This window comes from Alloscardovia macacae (assembly GCF_002259705.1).
Taxonomy (GTDB): Bacteria; Actinomycetota; Actinomycetes; order Actinomycetales; family Bifidobacteriaceae; genus Alloscardovia; species Alloscardovia macacae.
In genome coordinates this window covers 216,512-233,296 of the sequence record NZ_MWWT01000001.1, presented here as the reverse complement: position 1 = coordinate 233,296, position 16,785 = coordinate 216,512, and the positions used below count along the sequence as shown (strand labels likewise).

General features: G+C 51.7%; 15 protein-coding genes. 10 read left to right on the top strand and 5 right to left on the bottom strand.

The genetic code is table 11. The features are described 5' to 3' along the window. Window positions 1-16: 16 nt before the first annotated feature. Window positions 17-733, bottom strand: coding sequence for an HD domain-containing protein (locus tag ALMA_RS00965; protein ID WP_094725997.1), 717 nt, complete (start codon window positions 731-733; stop codon window positions 17-19). A 104-nt stretch (window positions 734-837) separates the two neighbouring features. Between ALMA_RS00965 and ALMA_RS00960 the strand changes: the two genes are divergently transcribed. The 7 genes from ALMA_RS00960 (at window position 838) to ALMA_RS08015 (ending at window position 8,304) form a co-directional block, all read left to right on the top strand. Continuing rightward, complete coding sequence (locus ALMA_RS00960) at window positions 838-1,431, top strand: type IV toxin-antitoxin system AbiEi family antitoxin domain-containing protein (protein ID WP_094725996.1); 594 nt, start codon at window positions 838-840, stop codon at window positions 1,429-1,431. Between the two features lie 261 nt (window positions 1,432-1,692). Next, window positions 1,693-3,345 (top strand): ATP-binding protein, encoded by a 1,653-nt coding sequence (locus tag ALMA_RS00955; protein WP_094725995.1) that lies wholly within the window; start codon window positions 1,693-1,695, stop codon window positions 3,343-3,345. 7 nt (window positions 3,346-3,352) lie between these two features. Continuing rightward, entirely contained in the window at window positions 3,353-4,132 is a 780-nt protein-coding gene (locus ALMA_RS00950; protein ID WP_094725994.1) for a metal-dependent transcriptional regulator, read from the top strand. 239 nt (window positions 4,133-4,371) lie between these two features. Next, window positions 4,372-5,937, top strand: a complete 1,566-nt coding sequence (gene zwf, locus ALMA_RS00945; protein ID WP_094725993.1) for a glucose-6-phosphate dehydrogenase — start codon at window positions 4,372-4,374, stop codon at window positions 5,935-5,937. A gap of 77 nt (window positions 5,938-6,014) precedes the next feature. Further along, window positions 6,015-6,998: a glucose-6-phosphate dehydrogenase assembly protein OpcA gene (locus ALMA_RS00940; RefSeq protein ID WP_086106325.1), complete on the top strand. Its 984-nt coding sequence runs from the start codon at window positions 6,015-6,017 to the stop codon at window positions 6,996-6,998. Window positions 6,999-7,030: 32 nt separating this feature from the next. Beyond that, window positions 7,031-7,828: a 6-phosphogluconolactonase gene (gene pgl, locus ALMA_RS00935; protein WP_094725992.1), complete on the top strand. Its 798-nt coding sequence runs from the start codon at window positions 7,031-7,033 to the stop codon at window positions 7,826-7,828. Window positions 7,829-7,959: 131 nt separating this feature from the next. Continuing rightward, window positions 7,960-8,304: a hypothetical protein gene (locus ALMA_RS08015; protein WP_148140228.1), complete on the top strand. Its 345-nt coding sequence runs from the start codon at window positions 7,960-7,962 to the stop codon at window positions 8,302-8,304. On the opposite strand, the gene ALMA_RS00930 is transcribed toward ALMA_RS08015, so the two are convergent. Both ALMA_RS00930 and ALMA_RS00925 read right to left on the bottom strand, forming a co-directional pair. Further along, a complete protein-coding gene (locus ALMA_RS00930) occupies window positions 8,234-9,469 on the bottom strand; it encodes an MFS transporter (RefSeq protein WP_158520624.1) in 1,236 nt (411 codons plus the stop codon). The genes ALMA_RS08015 and ALMA_RS00930 overlap by 71 nt on opposite strands. Window positions 9,470-9,635: 166 nt before the next feature. After that, the gene (locus ALMA_RS00925) at window positions 9,636-9,992 is read right to left on the bottom strand and encodes an RNA polymerase sigma factor (protein WP_094725990.1); all 357 of its coding nucleotides are present in this window, start codon (window positions 9,990-9,992) and stop codon (window positions 9,636-9,638) included. A gap of 402 nt (window positions 9,993-10,394) precedes the next feature. Here ALMA_RS00925 and ALMA_RS00915 point away from each other — a divergent pair, with 402 nt between their 5' ends. From ALMA_RS00915 to ALMA_RS00905, 3 genes are read left to right on the top strand one after another with little or no spacing between them, the layout of a single operon-like run. Beyond that, a complete protein-coding gene (locus tag ALMA_RS00915) occupies window positions 10,395-11,360 on the top strand; it encodes an ABC-three component system protein (protein ID WP_094725988.1) in 966 nt (321 codons plus the stop codon). Next, the gene (locus ALMA_RS00910; RefSeq protein ID WP_094725987.1) at window positions 11,348-11,806 is read left to right on the top strand and encodes an ABC-three component system middle component 2; all 459 of its coding nucleotides are present in this window, start codon (window positions 11,348-11,350) and stop codon (window positions 11,804-11,806) included. The genes ALMA_RS00915 and ALMA_RS00910 overlap by 13 nt, the downstream gene beginning before the upstream one ends. Continuing rightward, entirely contained in the window at window positions 11,806-13,668 is a 1,863-nt protein-coding gene (locus ALMA_RS00905; RefSeq protein ID WP_094725986.1) for an ATP-binding protein, read from the top strand. The genes ALMA_RS00910 and ALMA_RS00905 overlap by 1 nt, the downstream gene beginning before the upstream one ends. Window positions 13,669-13,783: 115 nt before the next feature. Here ALMA_RS00905 and ALMA_RS00900 read toward each other — a convergent pair whose 3' ends face one another. Continuing rightward, window positions 13,784-14,314, bottom strand: coding sequence for a hypothetical protein (locus ALMA_RS00900; protein WP_094725985.1), 531 nt, complete (start codon window positions 14,312-14,314; stop codon window positions 13,784-13,786). 49 nt (window positions 14,315-14,363) lie between these two features. Continuing rightward, window positions 14,364-16,580, bottom strand: a complete 2,217-nt coding sequence (locus ALMA_RS00895; protein WP_094725984.1) for a glycoside hydrolase domain-containing protein — start codon at window positions 16,578-16,580, stop codon at window positions 14,364-14,366. Window positions 16,581-16,785 lie beyond the last annotated feature (205 nt).

Genomic DNA, 16,785 nt, shown 5'->3' with positions numbered 1-16,785 from the left:
TTCTTCTGGAATGTTCTTACAGGATGGACATGCCGTACTGCTGTGCGAGACGGCTTATGCTGCGCTCGATGGCTTCCGTGCGGCTCGTGCGGTCCGCGCGGTCCGTTCCCGCGTGAGACGAGCAGCAGCGCGAGCTAAGAGCGTCCCATCTCGCGAGATTCTGCTCGCCGAATTTCTCGCATCGTGAGCGCGCGGTCTGCGGGCTGACGAACTGCGCTGGCACGGATTTCGTATGAAACTTATCTGCGAGAGTGACGAGCTCCTGCAAGCGCGTGACCGGCACGTAGTCGTCGCACGGAATGGGTAAATTCTGCCGCGTACAGTCCGCGCGCGTGAGCCCGACGCCAGTATGGTTCCGCGCGAAGAGCGCCACGTCCTGGCTCAGACCGCGCTCGAGCAGCAGCTGGTAGCCGCGCAGACCGTGCTGAATGTACGTCTCGCGCTGGAAGACGTGACCTTCTGCCGAGTCGTCGAACGCGTTCGCACGCAGCACGCTGTAGGTGCCGATGTCGTGTGCGAGCGCGCCTTCGACGAGAAGATTCGCGTCATCTTCTGCCAATTCTCCCTCGAACTCACTGAGCGCGACCGCTATCTGAGCCACTATCTCACTATGCGTGCCGATGAGATCATACGCGAGGTCGGGGTGCTTCGGGCATGCAGTCTGCGCGCACTGCTGATGAAGTTCATACAGTGTGCGCGTGGTCTGCGTTCTGCCCCAGCCATCCCATGTCATGCGTTCTAGTCTAGCGAGGGTGGGCTACTGGGGTAAATCTTGACTTTTATGCTTAATTTCTGTATACTTTTATGCATATAAGTTATACAGAGAAGTGGGGTAGCATGAAAGAAACAGAAAAAATTCTTCAGCTGACGAAAGCTCATCATGGCATCATTACCACGCGAGCCATTACACGCGCTGGCCTATCTCGCGGCACACTCAGCTATCTCGTCCACTCAGGAAAGCTCGAACGTACCTCTCGAGGAGTGTACAGTCTTCCGTCTACGTGGGATGATGACTTTCTGACTATCCAGTCTCGCTTTTCACGCGCCATTTTTTCTTTAGAGACAGCTCTCTACCTTCATGATCTGACCGATACCACCCCTGCACGGTACTCTGTCAGTTTCCCTGCCACCTATAACATGACATCAGCCAAGCAGGAAGGTCTCCAGTGCCATGCTCTCGTGGAGAGACTGTATTCTCTCGAAGTCAGTGACGTTCGCACGCCTGCCGGCCACACAGTGAAGGCCTATAGTAAAGAACGCACCCTCTGTGATGTGCTTCGCCCTATAAACCACACAGACCCTTTCACGAGAGCCGAAGCCTTTAAACGGTATATGCGCCTTCCTGAGCGTAATATTCCACTCCTCTCTCGGATGGGAAAAGAGCTCGGCGTGCAGAACGCTCTGCGCCACTACCTCGAGGTGCTGCTATGAGTCACCTATCGATTCAGCACTTTTAACACACGTTTACCATCTTTTTAAGACTCTAACGCACGTTTAATACGCTTTTAACGCACGCGTGCGTTAAAAATGTTACTCCATTAAATCCCTTATTCTTCAAGGCTTTTCCACCATTTTAACTTTTAATACACATTTTTAACGCACGTTTAATACACTTTTAACGCACGCGTGCGTTAAAATAAGAATATCTCATACACGCGTGCGTTAAAAAAACGACTACGAGAAGGGACTGTCATGCTTCCGAATAAGGAAAACCTCACTGTCGAGTTTAAAAGCGACGTGAAGCGCTATCCAGATTCAGACATCTTCGATGCCGTCGTCGCATTCGCAAATACCGAAGGTGGAGACCTGTACTTAGGAATAGAAGATGACGGTTCCATAACCGGAGTTCACCCTAGTCATAAGAACACCTTTACACTGGCAGCATATATAGCGAATAACACCATTCCACCCGTCGCAGTACGCACGGAGATTATCGAGGCAGAACAGCCCGTACTCCGCATATCCGTGCCGAAGTCTTCCTCAGGTATAGTGGCCACTCTGTCGGGAAAGGTAACACACCGTCGCTTAAAGATAGATGGAACTCCAGAAAATATCCCGCTGTATCCATCTGAATTTGCCACGAGGTTATCTGACCTGCGTACTTTAGACTACTCCTCTATGCCTCTGTACGAATCGTCTCTAACAGACTTCTCCCCTAGCGAGATAGACCATCTGAAGACGCTCATTCTTTCGTATAACGGAGACCGCTCGCTCCTCGAGCTTCCTGACACCGACCTCTTTAAGGCTCTCGGGTTAGTCCGCGATATTCAGGGTGAGCTGATTCCTACTGTTACCGGTATTCTCCTTCTCGGGACACAAGCTTCCCTTGCACAGCATATTCCTACGCATAGCACCTCCTTCCAAGTTCTCGTAGGAACGGATGTCACCGTCAATGATGACTTTTCCCTCCCTCTGCTCAGCTCCATAGAAAAAGTGAATTCCTATATGGAGGTACAGAACACGAAACAAGAGGTAGAAGTAGGATTATTCCAAATGTCCGCATATGCCTTCCATCCACGAGCCGTACGCGAAGCGATAGTAAATGCGTACAGTCACCGCGACTACTCAAAGATGGGACGCGTACGCATAGCTCTCACCGATGATGGACTGACCATAGCAAACCCAGGAGGCTTCATCGAAGGAATACAGCTCGATAATCTCTTAGATGCAGAGCCTCACGGGCGAAATCCTCTCCTGTCTGACGTGCTCAAACGCATAGGCCTCGCTGAGCGTACGGGGCGTGGCATAGACCGTATATTCGAGAGCTCTCTCATCTATGGAAGCTCCCTGCCAGACTATACCAAGTCCACAAGTGCCCACGTATCCCTCTTTATACCGAGAAGTACCCCAGATCCACAAATGACAAAGCTCGTAGCAGACGAGCAGAATGCACTCGGACGGCCACTGCCTCTCCACACGCTCTTCCTACTGAATGCCCTCCGTGACGCTCCACGTTCCTCCGCACAGTTCCTTGCAGAAGCGACGCATCTTCCCCTCGTTGCAGTGAAGAACACCGTGGAATTCTGTGTAGACCGTGGCCTCGTCGAAGCATATGGCAGAAATCCGCATAAGGAGTACATGCTTTCATCTCGTGTTTATGGAACACACGATAAGCGCATAGGCTATGTGCTCCAGAAAAACATAGATGATACTCGTTACGCTGCGCTCATTCTTCATCTCGCGCAACAGAGCACGTATATATCTCGAGCTGATGTCATAGAACTCCTCCATGTGGATGGTCCTAAAGCATATCGCCTTATCCGCTCACTCGTAGACGATGGAAAGCTCGAAGCCGTATCCCGCGGGCGCTACGCAAAATACAGGTACATTACCCCAGTAGAATAGAAGCATTATGACCACATCTGCGAGCACTCAAGACTATGTGAAGGCCATTTGGAAGCTGCACGAATGGCACTCCGCCCTCGAAGATAAGGACGGAGCGGACTCCACCGCGCCCACCGCCTCAGCGACCTCCACCGCACTCACCGCCTCAGCGACCTCCACCGCACTCCCTCAGTGCGTCATCTCCCCTCGCGACCTCGCGCAGGAGACAGGCATGCGCGCCTCCACAGTCTCGGGCGCTCTGGCTCGCATGACAGATCAGGGATATGTCATGCACGCTCCTTATGGCGGCATCCAGCTGACGGAAAAAGGCCGAGACCTCGCCATTCACATGCTCAGGCGTCATCGCATCATCGAGACGTATCTCGTACGGGAGCTCAGTTACACGTGGGATCAGGTTCACGAAGAAGCAGAACGCCTCGAGCATGCGGCCAGTGACATGATGATAGAACGCATGGAAGAGAGGCTCGGTTTCCCCGACCGCGACCCTCATGGTGACCCTATCCCCGACCGCGCAGGTATTCTTCCCATCTTCACCACGATGAATGTAAACCTCGTTCCTGTGGGTGCGAGCGCAGTCCTCTCCCGCGTGAACGATGACGAAGAGGATTTGCTCCGCACTCTCGACCAGCATGGCGTGCACGTGGATAGCATCATCCGCGTGGTGTCCTTTCAGGAAGAGGACAGCACCATCACCCTGCAGGCTGTGTCCAGTGATGGCGCTGCGCTCAGCGAGCCTTTCGCGGTCAGCCAGTCGAGCGCAGACTACATCCGCGTCTCGCGCCTGTAAGCGTCTCACGTCTATAAGCGTCTCGCGCTTGTAAGCGTCGCCCAGCACGCGCAGACCAGCCCCACACCGCAGGACCCGACTTCGCGCGCCTAGCGCGCGAAACATCGCGTTCCCACCCCTGCGCTCCCCGAAAAAATAAAATAAAGAAAAGTTTCGCGCCTCGCGTACAGATGCCGAAAGCCGGGCGAAACGTAACGCGTCCTCAGTACACTAAAAGTAGTTTTATTAGAGGAGTTAGTATGACTACATCAGCATCCGCGCAGAACCCGCTCGAGCGCGATGAAAACTGGACGAATCCGCTACGCGATCCGCGCGATATGCGCCTTCCACGCATAGCCGGACCATGCTCGCTCGTCATCTTCGGCGTCACGGGAGACCTCAGTAAGAAGAAGCTCATCCCAGCCGTGTACGACCTCGCAAACCGCGGTCTCTTACCAGCCGGTTTCGGACTCGTGGGCTTCGGACGCCGCGGATGGAGTCACGAGGATTTCGCGGACTTCATTAAGGAGAACATCCTCGCTCACGCACGCACGCCATTTAACGAGTCTACGTGGGAGTACTTGAAGGGCGGCATCCGCTTCGTGCAGGGGACCTTCGACGACGCAGACTCCTTTAAGCGCCTCTCGGACACCGTCTCCGAGCTGGACGAGGTGCGCGGCACTCAGGGGAACCACGCCTTCTACATGTCCATTCCTCCACGCGACTTCCCTACCGTCTCACGCCAGCTGGCAGACTCGGGCCTGGCGAAGTCGGACGAGGGCGCGTGGCGTCGCGTCATCATCGAAAAGCCATTCGGCCATGACCTCGAAAGCGCACGCGAGCTCGACCGCGTGGTCTCGGAAGTCTTCGACCCGCAGTCGGTCTTCCGCATCGACCACTACCTCGGTAAGGAGACCGTGCAGAATCTGCTCGCTCTGCGCTTCGCGAACATGATGTTCGAGCCGGTGTGGAATTCGAATTACGTGGATCACGTGCAGATCACCATGGCAGAAGACATCGGCATCGGTACGCGTGCGGGATACTTCTCCGGCATCGGCATCGCGCGCGACGTCATCCAGAACCACCTCCTGCAGCTCATGGCTCTCACCGCCATGGAAGAGCCGGTGAGCTTCTCCGCGAAGGACCTCGTGGCAGAAAAGATTAAGGTGCTCTCCGCAGTGCGCCTGCCGGAAGACCTCGGCGCACACACCGCCCGAGGCCAGTACGCCGAAGGCTGGCAGGGTGCTGAAAAGGTGAACGGCTTCCTCGACGAGCAGGGCATCGAAAAGGATGACACCACGGAGACCTACGCGGCCATCCGCCTGGACATCGACACCCGCCGCTGGGCTGGCGTGCCGTTCTACCTGCGCTCGGGCAAGCGCCTGGGTAAGCGCGTCACGGAGATAGCTGTGGTCTTTAAGCACGCTCCACACCTGCCATTCCAGGACACTGCTACCTCCGAACTGGGGAATAACGCCATCGTCATCCGCGTGCAGCCAGACGAGGGCATCACCATGCGTTTCGGCTCGAAGGTGCCGGGGACCGCTATGGAAGTGCGCGACGTGAACATGGACTTTAACTACGGAAACGCTTTTACCGAGCAGTCTCCGGAAGCCTACGAGCGTCTCATCCTCGACGTGCTGCTCGGCGAGCCTCCTCTCTTCCCGACCACGCGTGAGGTGGAGCTCAGCTGGGAGATCCTCGACCCTATAGAGAAGTTCTGGGCCACGCAGCCACAGCCGCAGGCGTACCGCTCGGGTACGTGGGGACCGCAGGAGGCTGACGAGATGCTGGCTCGTGACGGCCGCTCATGGCGTCTGCCGTAAGCGTGTGCCGTAAGCGTATGCTCGTTTTTTACGCGCGAATGGTCCATTTTCCCTCCACCTGACGAAAGAACACTCTCATGATAGAAATCCTTCCTTCGAGCACCACTTCACAGATATCCTCGAAGCTCGCCCAGGCTCACGCTGAGCGCGGCGAAGCCTCGCAGGGCCGTGTGCTCACCCTGCTCGTGTCCACGAGCGAACGCGAACTCGAAAACGTTCTAGCCACTGCCATTCAGGCGAGCCAGGAGCATCCGAGCCGCGTCATAGCCATCGTGACCGACCGCACTGAGGCTCCAGACATGACCACGCTTCCTGCAGTAGCCGTAGGTACCGTGGCTCCACTGGATGCGGAAATCCGCCTCGGGTCAGACGGCGGCGCTGGCGAAGTCATCGTGCTGCGCCCAGCAGAAAGCCTGCTGCGCCACCTCGATACTCTCGTCCTGCCACTGCTCGTTCCTGACGCTCCTGTGGTGGCCTGGTGGAGCAGCAGCACGCCAGCATCCCCATCCACCTCTCTGCTCGGCAGCATGACGCGCAGCCGCATCACCGATGCGCAGATGACTGCTGACCCTATGGCCACATTCCTCACGCTGCGAGAGCACCACACTGTGGAAGAAACCGATCTCGCGTGGACGCGTCTGACCGTCTGGCGTGGCCTACTGGCCGCTCTCGTGGACGAGCCACCACACACCGAGATCCAGTCGGTGACTGTACGCGGGAACAGCCACTCGCTGTCCGTAGACCTGCTCGGTGCCTGGCTCGCCTGGGCTCTGAAGGTTCCTGTCTCCTTCGAAGTGGACGAGCACGTCTCGGCTGTGCGTGGCGTGGTCTTCCACCGCACGGATGGAGACTCCGTCATCGAGCGCCCGAGCGACGCTTCCTCAGACCTTTTCATCACGAAGCCTGGCCAGATGAAGCAGACTATCTCCGTGCCACACCGCACCCTGGGCGACTGCATGACCGAAGAGCTGCGCCGCCTCGATCCTGACGAGATCTATAACGCCGTTCTTACCGAGGGGTGGGATATGATTAGTCACGACCACTGGACCACACAGCGCTAACTGAGCACCGACGACGTAAGCAAGGAGCACACATGGATTCTGTACAGCGTAACGTTCTCGTTTATGACACTGAAGAGACTCTCATCCAGACAGTGGCAGCGCGTCTGCTGCTACGCATCTCGGACCTGCTGACCGCGCAGGAGCGCGTGGATGTGGCGCTCACCGGCGGCACGGATGGCATAGCCGTGCTCGCAGCGGCTGCTCAGAGTCCGCTGTGCGCGGCCGTGGACTTCTCCCGCGTCCACTTCTGGTGGGGAGACGAGCGCTTCGTTCCTGCTGACCATGCAGACCGTAACGCTCTGCAGGCGCGCGAAGCCTGGCTGGATGCGCTCGTAGCCTCGGGCGAGCTTCCTGAGGAGAATATTCATGAGATGCCTGCTGAGACGCGCACTGCTGAGGCTGCCGCGAGCGCGAGTGACGCCGAGAATGACGCTGTCCTCCTGGCTGCTGCACGCGAGTACCAGGCTGAGCTCGAACGCGAGCTCGGTCCTGAAGGCACGCTGGACATCGCCCTCTTCGGCGTGGGCCCCGACGGTCACTTCGCATCCCTCTTCCCAGGCCATGACGAAGTGCTGTCCAGCGACCCGGCTGTGAAGAGCCTGGGCGTGGCGCACTCCCCGAAGATGCCTCCACTGCGCGTGACTCTCACGGTTCCGTTCATCCAAAGCACCGACTTCGTATGGGTCTTCGCCTCGGGCGAGCGGAAGAGCGATGCCGTGGGTCGTGCACTCTACGAGGCCGACCACGCGAATGTACCGAGCTCGTATGCGCGCGGTAAGGAAGAGAGCCTGTGGATGATAGACCGCGCTGCTGCGGCGAATCTCGCGTAGACGTTCCGCTTCCTTTTCTTCAGATGCGCCGGCACGTGTACCTTTTCGGCACATGCCGGCGCGTTTTGCTTTTCTGCTTTCGGGGGGGGTAGAATAGAGGGCAATTTATCCACTTCACGGAGGTGCCTGCTATGAGTATGTTCCTCTTTACCGCATGGCTGGTGAGCATACCTGACTATCTCTCGGGAGCGTGGGGCGCTCCACATCCAGCAGTTATCCTCCTCTATGTGGGCATCACCTGTTATGTATACGTGACTATGCTCACCACGAACATACACCTGTATGGCCGGAGAAGCCTACGCACCCTCGTAGAAGCAGTTATCCCCGTGCTCGCTACCACAGCGCTCATGCTCGGTTTTTATACGAATGCTGTCTTCACCCGTTTTCTCATACCTGTGCTACTGCTTATCGTAGGTTATATCTTCGAGATGAAGACGTGGGATAGAGAAGACTCCCCAGCGTACATGCTGCGATAAGGGCGAGAGCTGCCCAGTACGGCGCTGCAGTATGGAATTGAGCTATAAAAAGCGGAACGAGGAATCCTCCGCAGAAAGAACCAAGCGACTCTCCTACAGCCGTTAAGAGAAGCCGACAGTTCAGCACATCGACGAGAGGCATGCTCTCCCCTGATTCCACCATAGCCACATTCGTCAGCGGTGCATACATACACTCGCCAGCCGAGAACAGGATAAGCGCAGCACATATAATCCCTACAGTATGACTCAAGGTGCCTGCAGCAAAGAGGAGAAAAGCCGTACTATACCACGCTAGACTTACGCCCATGCAGTATGACGATGTTTTCCCCGAACTCATAATGCGCAGGATGAGCATATTCACAGGAAGCTGAAGACAGATGACTGCCACAGCATCTACGGTGAAAAATACTCCCGCTGGCAGCAGACTGGATGAAAACTCCTGAAATTCGAACGCCATACCAGAAAAAAGCTGACCATTCATGACGCTGCCGATGACCACGATGACTACGACGGGCATCGTGGTGCGACTACTGAGCAGTCCTCGAAGAGTGACGAGGACAGAAGACCTGCTTTTCTCAGATGCCTCCTCTGCAGTACGGATATACACTCGACGGTCGAAGAAAACTCCCGTGCACAGGAATGCGACTACATAAATACCCGTAAGAAGGAGAACGAAAGGCAGAAGACCGAATTCCTTCTGCATAAAGGATGCGACGATGGGACCGATGGCTGCACCTCCACTCGCACACAAGGACACGAGGGAGAAAAACGACGTCTGTTCTTTCGCATCAGCAGTGGTGGCTATGATATGCCCGCGAAGAGTAAAATTCACTACGGATACTCCCACACCCAGCAGAATGAGCCCGACCACAGAAGCGATAGGAAGCGCTTCTACCATCCACGAAAAAACGAGTAATCCGAGGACGGTCATGCCTAAACCGCACTGCATGAGATAGAATGTGGATACCCTTTCGATAACGCGACCGAGGAAAAGGGTACTGCCCCGCGCAGCTGCAGATAATACTCCCAGCATGATTCCTGAGATGATACTCGCCGATCCTATCTGCTGCGTGATGATAAGAGGAAGTACAGATAATAGCGCACTATACGCGAGATTCGTGGTGAGATAATCAGCCGATACAGACACATACTTTCTACTGCGCATACTCATTCACTTTCGCTTCTCTAGAAGAGAAGACTACGCTCGTCGCCCAGCAGAATAAAGCTACGTCTTACAGGATGAACCCAGCTGATAACCGAGTGGGCGCGGATATGCCACGTGTAGAGAAGGTTCCCGTTTTCTCCCCTACACGTGACCTACTGCATGGATTTTATCTATCTATCCGCTCACACACTTTTCGAGCGGTTACCACAGCGCGATTATATGCTTTTCTGATAGCAGATTCGCTCTTCTCTTCTACACGTGCTATCTCGGTAAAGGTATACCCCTCTACCGCCACCTGCCAGAGTAATTTTCTCTGCCGCGGTGATAACGATGAAAAAACTACATCCATCAGCTGCCTCTCCATAGTTTCTGCTTCTATGTCTCCCGAAGTAGCAAAATGGCTATCTTCCCATGTAAACAGTGAAAGCTGAGTATGTCGGTCACCTCTCGTATTTGCCCGGTCGTTTTTCTCCCATTCCCTATCAAACTGTGCAAGTGACTGTTCTATGTCTAATTCATCCATCGTGGAGTCTTCCTCATTATGCGAGGAATCTCACCGTGTGCTTTTAGCAGGAATCTGTCATGAAGGAACGTTATGGAGTGGCTTTACGTATACGTAAAGCCACTCCATGTGCACATCACGAGATTCCAGATTATGAAGACTGCGCAGTCATCTGTACTTACTTCATAACTCACCCTCACCGGCAGGATGAGTCACGATCATTCATCGACCCATCGTTTTACATCTTTCTCCATCTCCTTACGGCCATCATTTTGCGTGTTTACAGTGCAGAACATACGGTCTTTTTCGCGCTATTCGGCGTATCCTTAGAAGGAAGGAACTACTGGTACGTTCTGCTTCTTCTAGAATGCCTCACCGGGTCTGGAGAAGTGACCGAGAAAAGATGGGAAAGGATGGAAAACGATGGGAAAACGACTTCGTAAAAAAGATACAGCCCTCAAAGCTCTCATCGACATCCTTGCTCCCTATGCTCAGCAGTCACATAATAAGGGAGAATTCTTAGCAAACCTCATAGAATGTGGACTTACCGGCTCTGGCGAGAGCGCTCAGGAGCTTCGTGCACTACGTACTTGGAAGAACTATGCGAACGGGTCAGATCATATCAGTACAAAGCTCGCAAAAGAGCTCTGCAACAGATGGGACATCGACGCCTTCAGAACAAATTTCATGTCCAATGTGGAAGAAGATGCGCTGAACTTCCTCGCACGCGATCTCCACTATCAGTACCCTTCTATTAACAAAGGAAATGTAGCAGAAGAAGTAGGAGTACTCTTCTTAGAGATTTTTAGAGAAGCTGCTACGGCCCACTCACAAACAAAGATTATTCCTCCTGCTACGCAGCCTACTCGGTCTAGGACACCTTTCATAGACCCCGAAACTCATAAGCTTCACTTAGCAGATGATGTCATCGATATACCAGCGAAGATTCCAGTACCAGAAGATATTAAAGATACTGAAGCTGTCTACGTTCATGCGTTGCTTCATGCCTACTGTGAAAATCTTCCTACGGTAAAGAATCCTACGGTAGCCGATATACCTCAGCGTATGAGGTCTCATTTTGAACAGCAGCGCCAAGCATTCTATGATGCTGAATGGGTCAAAGAAACATCATGGAGTTCTCTCGATAATGATACTGAAGCGCCTCTTTTCGAGATGTTTCTCGAGGCCATAGAGCAAGGGGTTATAGACATTAATCTGCTCCCCTATGACTCAGAACAAGAACGTTTGCTGAGCACTCTCGGTCAGGCTACGCACGTAGTACTCGATAACGTCAAGCTCTCTCAGATTCGCAGTCTTATCTCTCCACGATGCGAAAAGGGTGCATGCCACGAACTTGTTAACGAAGGAAGACTGTCATGGTCAGCATAATGCATAAAGCCAGAATCCTCGATACAGAATACGAAGCTATGCTACGTATTCTGCTTCTGATGAAAGCTATCGGTACTCCTGTGTCCATCGACTACCTGGCGGCGATAGATACCTTATCAGTGAACGCAGCTACTCTGAACGTCGGCCGCTACGATATGAATGGAACTCATAGATTCGCCTCCACTGAGCTTCCCACTCGTACACGGCTTATTAGTCGTGGGATACGCCAGCTCGTTCTTAAAGACCTCGTCACCATTACAGTGCCTAAGCACGTTTCATGCTATACACTCACACGCTTAGGGCGCAATGCTGCAAACGAATTCCACACTGCTTATGCGAAGCGCTTGTACGAATCCATACAAGACGTACTTCACACGATATCAGGACGCTCTGAAGCAGAAATCATCTCCTACATTTTATCCACTTCGACGAAAGGAGAAGAGTGATGAAGCCTCACTTCTGGATTAAACGCATAGGAGTCTACGGACATCCTACCAGCCCGGACTCATACATCGATTTTAAAGAAGGGCTTAATGTCATCTATGGTCCTTCTAACACCGGAAAGTCCTGGGTACTTAACTGCATCGATTATATGTTCGGTGCATCATCCAGCAGCCTCCGAGTAAACGAATCTGTCGGATACGCATTCGTGCGTATGACTATCTCCTTTGAGTCTCAAGACATTACGCTAGAACGTTCTATAGGGAAAGGAGACAGCACTGTAACTATTCGTAGCTTTCACCCAGATATTTCTTCCGGAAATTATTCCGTAAATTCTTCGAAACGCCCTTCTCTCTCTTCTTTCTGGCTCCGACTCATAGGCTTTCCAGACTCCGATTCCCTTCGCATACTCAAGAATAAAGACTATGGCCTTCAGACGTTTACATGGAGGTCTTTCTGGCATGCATTCTACGCGGAAGAGAATGCCATAAGTAAAAGCGCTTCTATACTCTTGCCAGATACAACTACAGCCCAGACGAGTTCAAAGGCAGCACTTTCTACTTTGATTACGGGAAAGGATTTCTCGGAGTATAAGAACCACGAGAGCCAGAAAGTTCAGAAAGCTAAAAACGCTGCCATACTCAGTTATCTCGAAGAAAACGCTCAGCAGTATGAGGCTGCTCTCACAGAAGCAAATGCTCTCGTAGACGAGTACGACTCTTCGGTTCTCGACACGACGATATCAGAACTCGTCACGCGCTCTCACCATATCCGGGAAACCATGGAACTCCTTTCGTCAGAAGGTGCAGAACTAGCGAGTAATCTCGCACATGTAAGAGAACAGCTCACGAACGATGATGTCACCTTGGCTCGTTACTCTGAGCTCGCTTCTATCTACCGTGCGAAGATAGAACGTTTCGAGTTCATCTCTGAAGGACAGTCTCTTATCGATACATATCCAAATGCTTTACTCTGCCCCGTATGCGATCAGCCTGTTCCTGCCTCACTCGAAAATGAACGGACGGTATCAATATCCGAAGAACGAGCAGAAGCATACTCACGTCTCGAAGACTTAGAGCACACCATAGAGTCTATTCAAAGTGAACGCCATCAATTAGCTGAGAACGAGGCTTCGCTCCTTAGCCGCACTCAGAAAATATCTGATTCCCTTTCTCAGGATTTCGCCCCGCAGCTCGATAATCTCGAATCGCTGATACACGAATATACGTCCATCTCACGTATCATCTCTCACAGGGACGAGCTACAAGCCTCATACGACAAGTCCATGGAAGAGATATCGAGAAGAAAAACACTCACTTTTGTAGCTTCTTCACCCTCTATGGAAAGCTACTTCCCCGAGAACTTCTGGGATGAGATGAGTGCCCGTTTACTCGATGTCCTCACTGAGCTCAAGTTTCCTCATTTATCTGATGCGCACATGAATAAAGAGAAATTCGATGCCATCGTGAATGGACAAAGTAAAGACGGCGAGGGACAGGGCTACCGATCCCTCATTAATACTGCGGTTATGCTTACTTTTAGGAGTTATCTCGCTTCAAAAGAAGCCTATTCCTCGCCTAGTGTCACGCTCATCGACACACCACTTCTGGGGCTGGATAATTCACAGAGCGACCCAGAAAGTATGAAGCCTATAGATGTCATTCCTGAAGCAGTTTATGCATTCCTCATCTCTCACCAGAATGAGGGGCAAATCATTATAGCTGATAATACTAAATTCATGCCAGATATCTCGCAACTCCGAGAGAAGGCTAATTTTATCTATTTTGATAAAGAGATAACTGGTCATGGACACCACGGATTCTTAGTGAATATAGAAAGCAATTTCTCCGCTTCTCATCCGCAATGAAAACATATAAAACTATGCTTGGGAAGATGGATATATACTTCATCTCCCAAGCATTACTCTAAGAATAACTAGAGCCAGTAGGCACTTTAGCCCAGGTATTATATGAATCTTATGGCTATATGCCCGGCATATACTGGATACACGCATTAAAGACATCACAATGCATAATCAGCCATCCCTCAATCGTGTATTTTTTCTCTACAAATGATTCAAGGTGATTAAAAATCTCTTTCTTTCCATCTGAGACTATTACACGAGCTGATAGATCATTCACTCTATCAGGTTCTCCTACTTCCTCTGTGCCATTCTCTTTGCTATACCATATTACTTTCACATCATCGCGAGTAGCACGACGTCCAAAAGGAATCTTAAATCTGCGCCTTACATCCAGCGGTTGCCAGAGCCTATCCCCTCCCATCTCCACATACAAAGTATTATCACGCATATCTTGCGATACATAGACTTCGACTAATAACGAATTTCGCTGTGTAATAAGCGGAATATCACCTGGGATATCGCCCAAATCTGGGATTTCATGGATATCTGTAGGAAGATATATACCGAACTGAGAAAAAAGGAGGAGCACTGTAACCACACATACAAGCAAAAGTTTCCGCACCCGCTTTTTACCATGCATGTGCTCCACAGGAGCTCCTCCTTCTTTAACCTTATAACTTTACTCTAGTATATTATGCTCACACTAGAACTCCAAAGAGAGGAAGCAGTTGTGGAAAAGCCGCTATCGATCCTGCAGCAATGATTATCATCAGTGCACCGACTAAACTGCTGACAAGAGTATTATCCATCGGCTGAAGAGAAATGTCCGGAAGCTGGAAATGATAATGACTCTGTGGATGGAGCGTAAACGAATACGATACGACTACCTCAGCATAAAGCGCGCCGTCAGTACCATCGGGAAGTAGATTCTCCGATGTAACACTTATATCAAAACTGAATTCTGCAGGAGAGCTAAACGTCGTGGTGAATGAAATATTTCCAGACTTCACTGATGTACCAATAGAGGAGATAAGCTTCCTAAAATCAAAATCTGATCCGACCCCAGGAACATCAAACGATGCCTTAAGGTCACGAATTTCGTTCTCTGTCGATACATCCAATTTTCCAGAAGAATCAGTTTTCACATGGATTAGTGCATCTTCACTCGCATTACTCTGTACAGATGAGGACACTTTTAGCTCCACATCTACATCATAATCCGGAGTCGTAATATGCTGCACCTGCATCGTTCTCTCATATCCCCAATCTATGGAAATCAATGACGTAAATATACCAAGCGGCTGAATGACTTCTCTAGCAAAAGCATCAGTAGCTGCCATACGTATAGAATTCATCGAACTCTGAGAAATCTCCTTCTCCGTCTTCTCATCCACAGGAATCAGAGTTTTCGTTCCAGTATCACGCCCAGAATATGCATCCTTATCTATAGCGAAGCTAGGGGAAGACCCAAACGTATACTCATGGAACTGGTCGAAAGCCCAGTTCTTCGGAATAGAGTATCCGAGATTACCCGCGAATCCACGAGACATATCCGCTACGAAAGAACTCTGAGCATATTTCAGCTGATCAAGCTTTTCACACACAAGGCGTGGCGCATACACACCTACCCTATAAGACTGCTTATTCGCAGAATTCTTAAAAGCCATGCTCACTTGCTCGAAGTATGGGATAATCAAATCATCGATCTGATATCCATATGCATCGAAGTCCACAGCGAAGTAAATGATAGTTCCCTTAGGGAATCCCATCTTCTGTGCTGCTGCCATAGCCGTATAGGCATCGACAGCTCCCTGCCGCGCAGAGCTGAAATACTCTGGATAGTATCCACCATCCTGATAGATAGGGAATACCGAAAGATTCGCCTGGCGTATGTTCGCTACCTCTTCACGAGTCAGTGCTTTAGACTTACGGTTTGCGCCTACGCCCACAGTCCCCGTAAGGTAGCGACCCACATGCGTAAATCCTGCCCTGCGCAAATCATTCGCCTGCTGTGCATTCAGCACAGTAGCACAGTCACATGCCTTAGCAGAACGATTTGGATCACCGCAGGATATCAGAAGACTCATCCACGTGCTCTTATCCACGATGCCGGTCACCGGGAGAGCGTAGTCACGCTGGAAAGCCTTCACACACGTCCATACACCCTGAGACTTCACGTCATACCCATTGCAGGTCAGAGCCGCGGTTATAAGCCAGAGCCACTGAGGATACGCTCCAGCATTATTCGGAGTAATAACACGAAGATTCGCTGTAGTTCCATCACCGAAGTTACCGGTAGCATCTTCTGGCGTGTACCCTTCGAGAGACTGAAGTACCTGGATGAGAGCCGTATTCATCTCACGCCCATAACGACCATCAGCAGGAATAATGCCCGTATACGCATGATACTGCTTATTTATCTGCTGCTGGATGGAACGAATAGAAGCCTTACCGCCATTACGAATGAGGAGTGTGTACTGGTCCATACTCAGCAGAGCCTTCATGACATCCAGAGTGACCTTTGAGTCACCACCTATACCCATATCATTCTTCAGTGCGCGGATGGCATCACCGGTACCACCATAGAAGTGCCGAGTGATAGTAGATGCCCCTGTCGAGTATCCCTTACACCACAGAGCACCCTGGATAATTCCATAGACGTTATTCGTGGTAGCAGCTCCCTGATTCTGCTCCACGATGCCACCAGGCCAGCGCTGCATAAAGCGGGACTGCGTACCTGGACCGAAAGCATCCGCAGTAGCAGTAATACCGAGCTCTATCTGAAGAGCATGAAGCAGAGCATAGATGGTAGTCCATCCCGTCTGTCCGTCCTCGCGAATCACAGAATATCCCTGCTTTCCACGGTACGTAGCATTCAGCCACTTTTGCGTTTCCTGTACCATCACGTCAGTCATGATGACCTTCTTTCTGCAGCGCGGTTCGAGGGCCTTTCCCTCGGTTCGTCACCTCGCTACGCTATAAGCCACCTGACAGCACGAATTCGGACGGTCGGCACGAAAAAATTTTCACTCACCACTGCATACGTATGCACAGAACAGCACGTAGACAAGACAGAAATTGACATAAAACACACAAAACGTCCTCTTGCATACGTTTGCA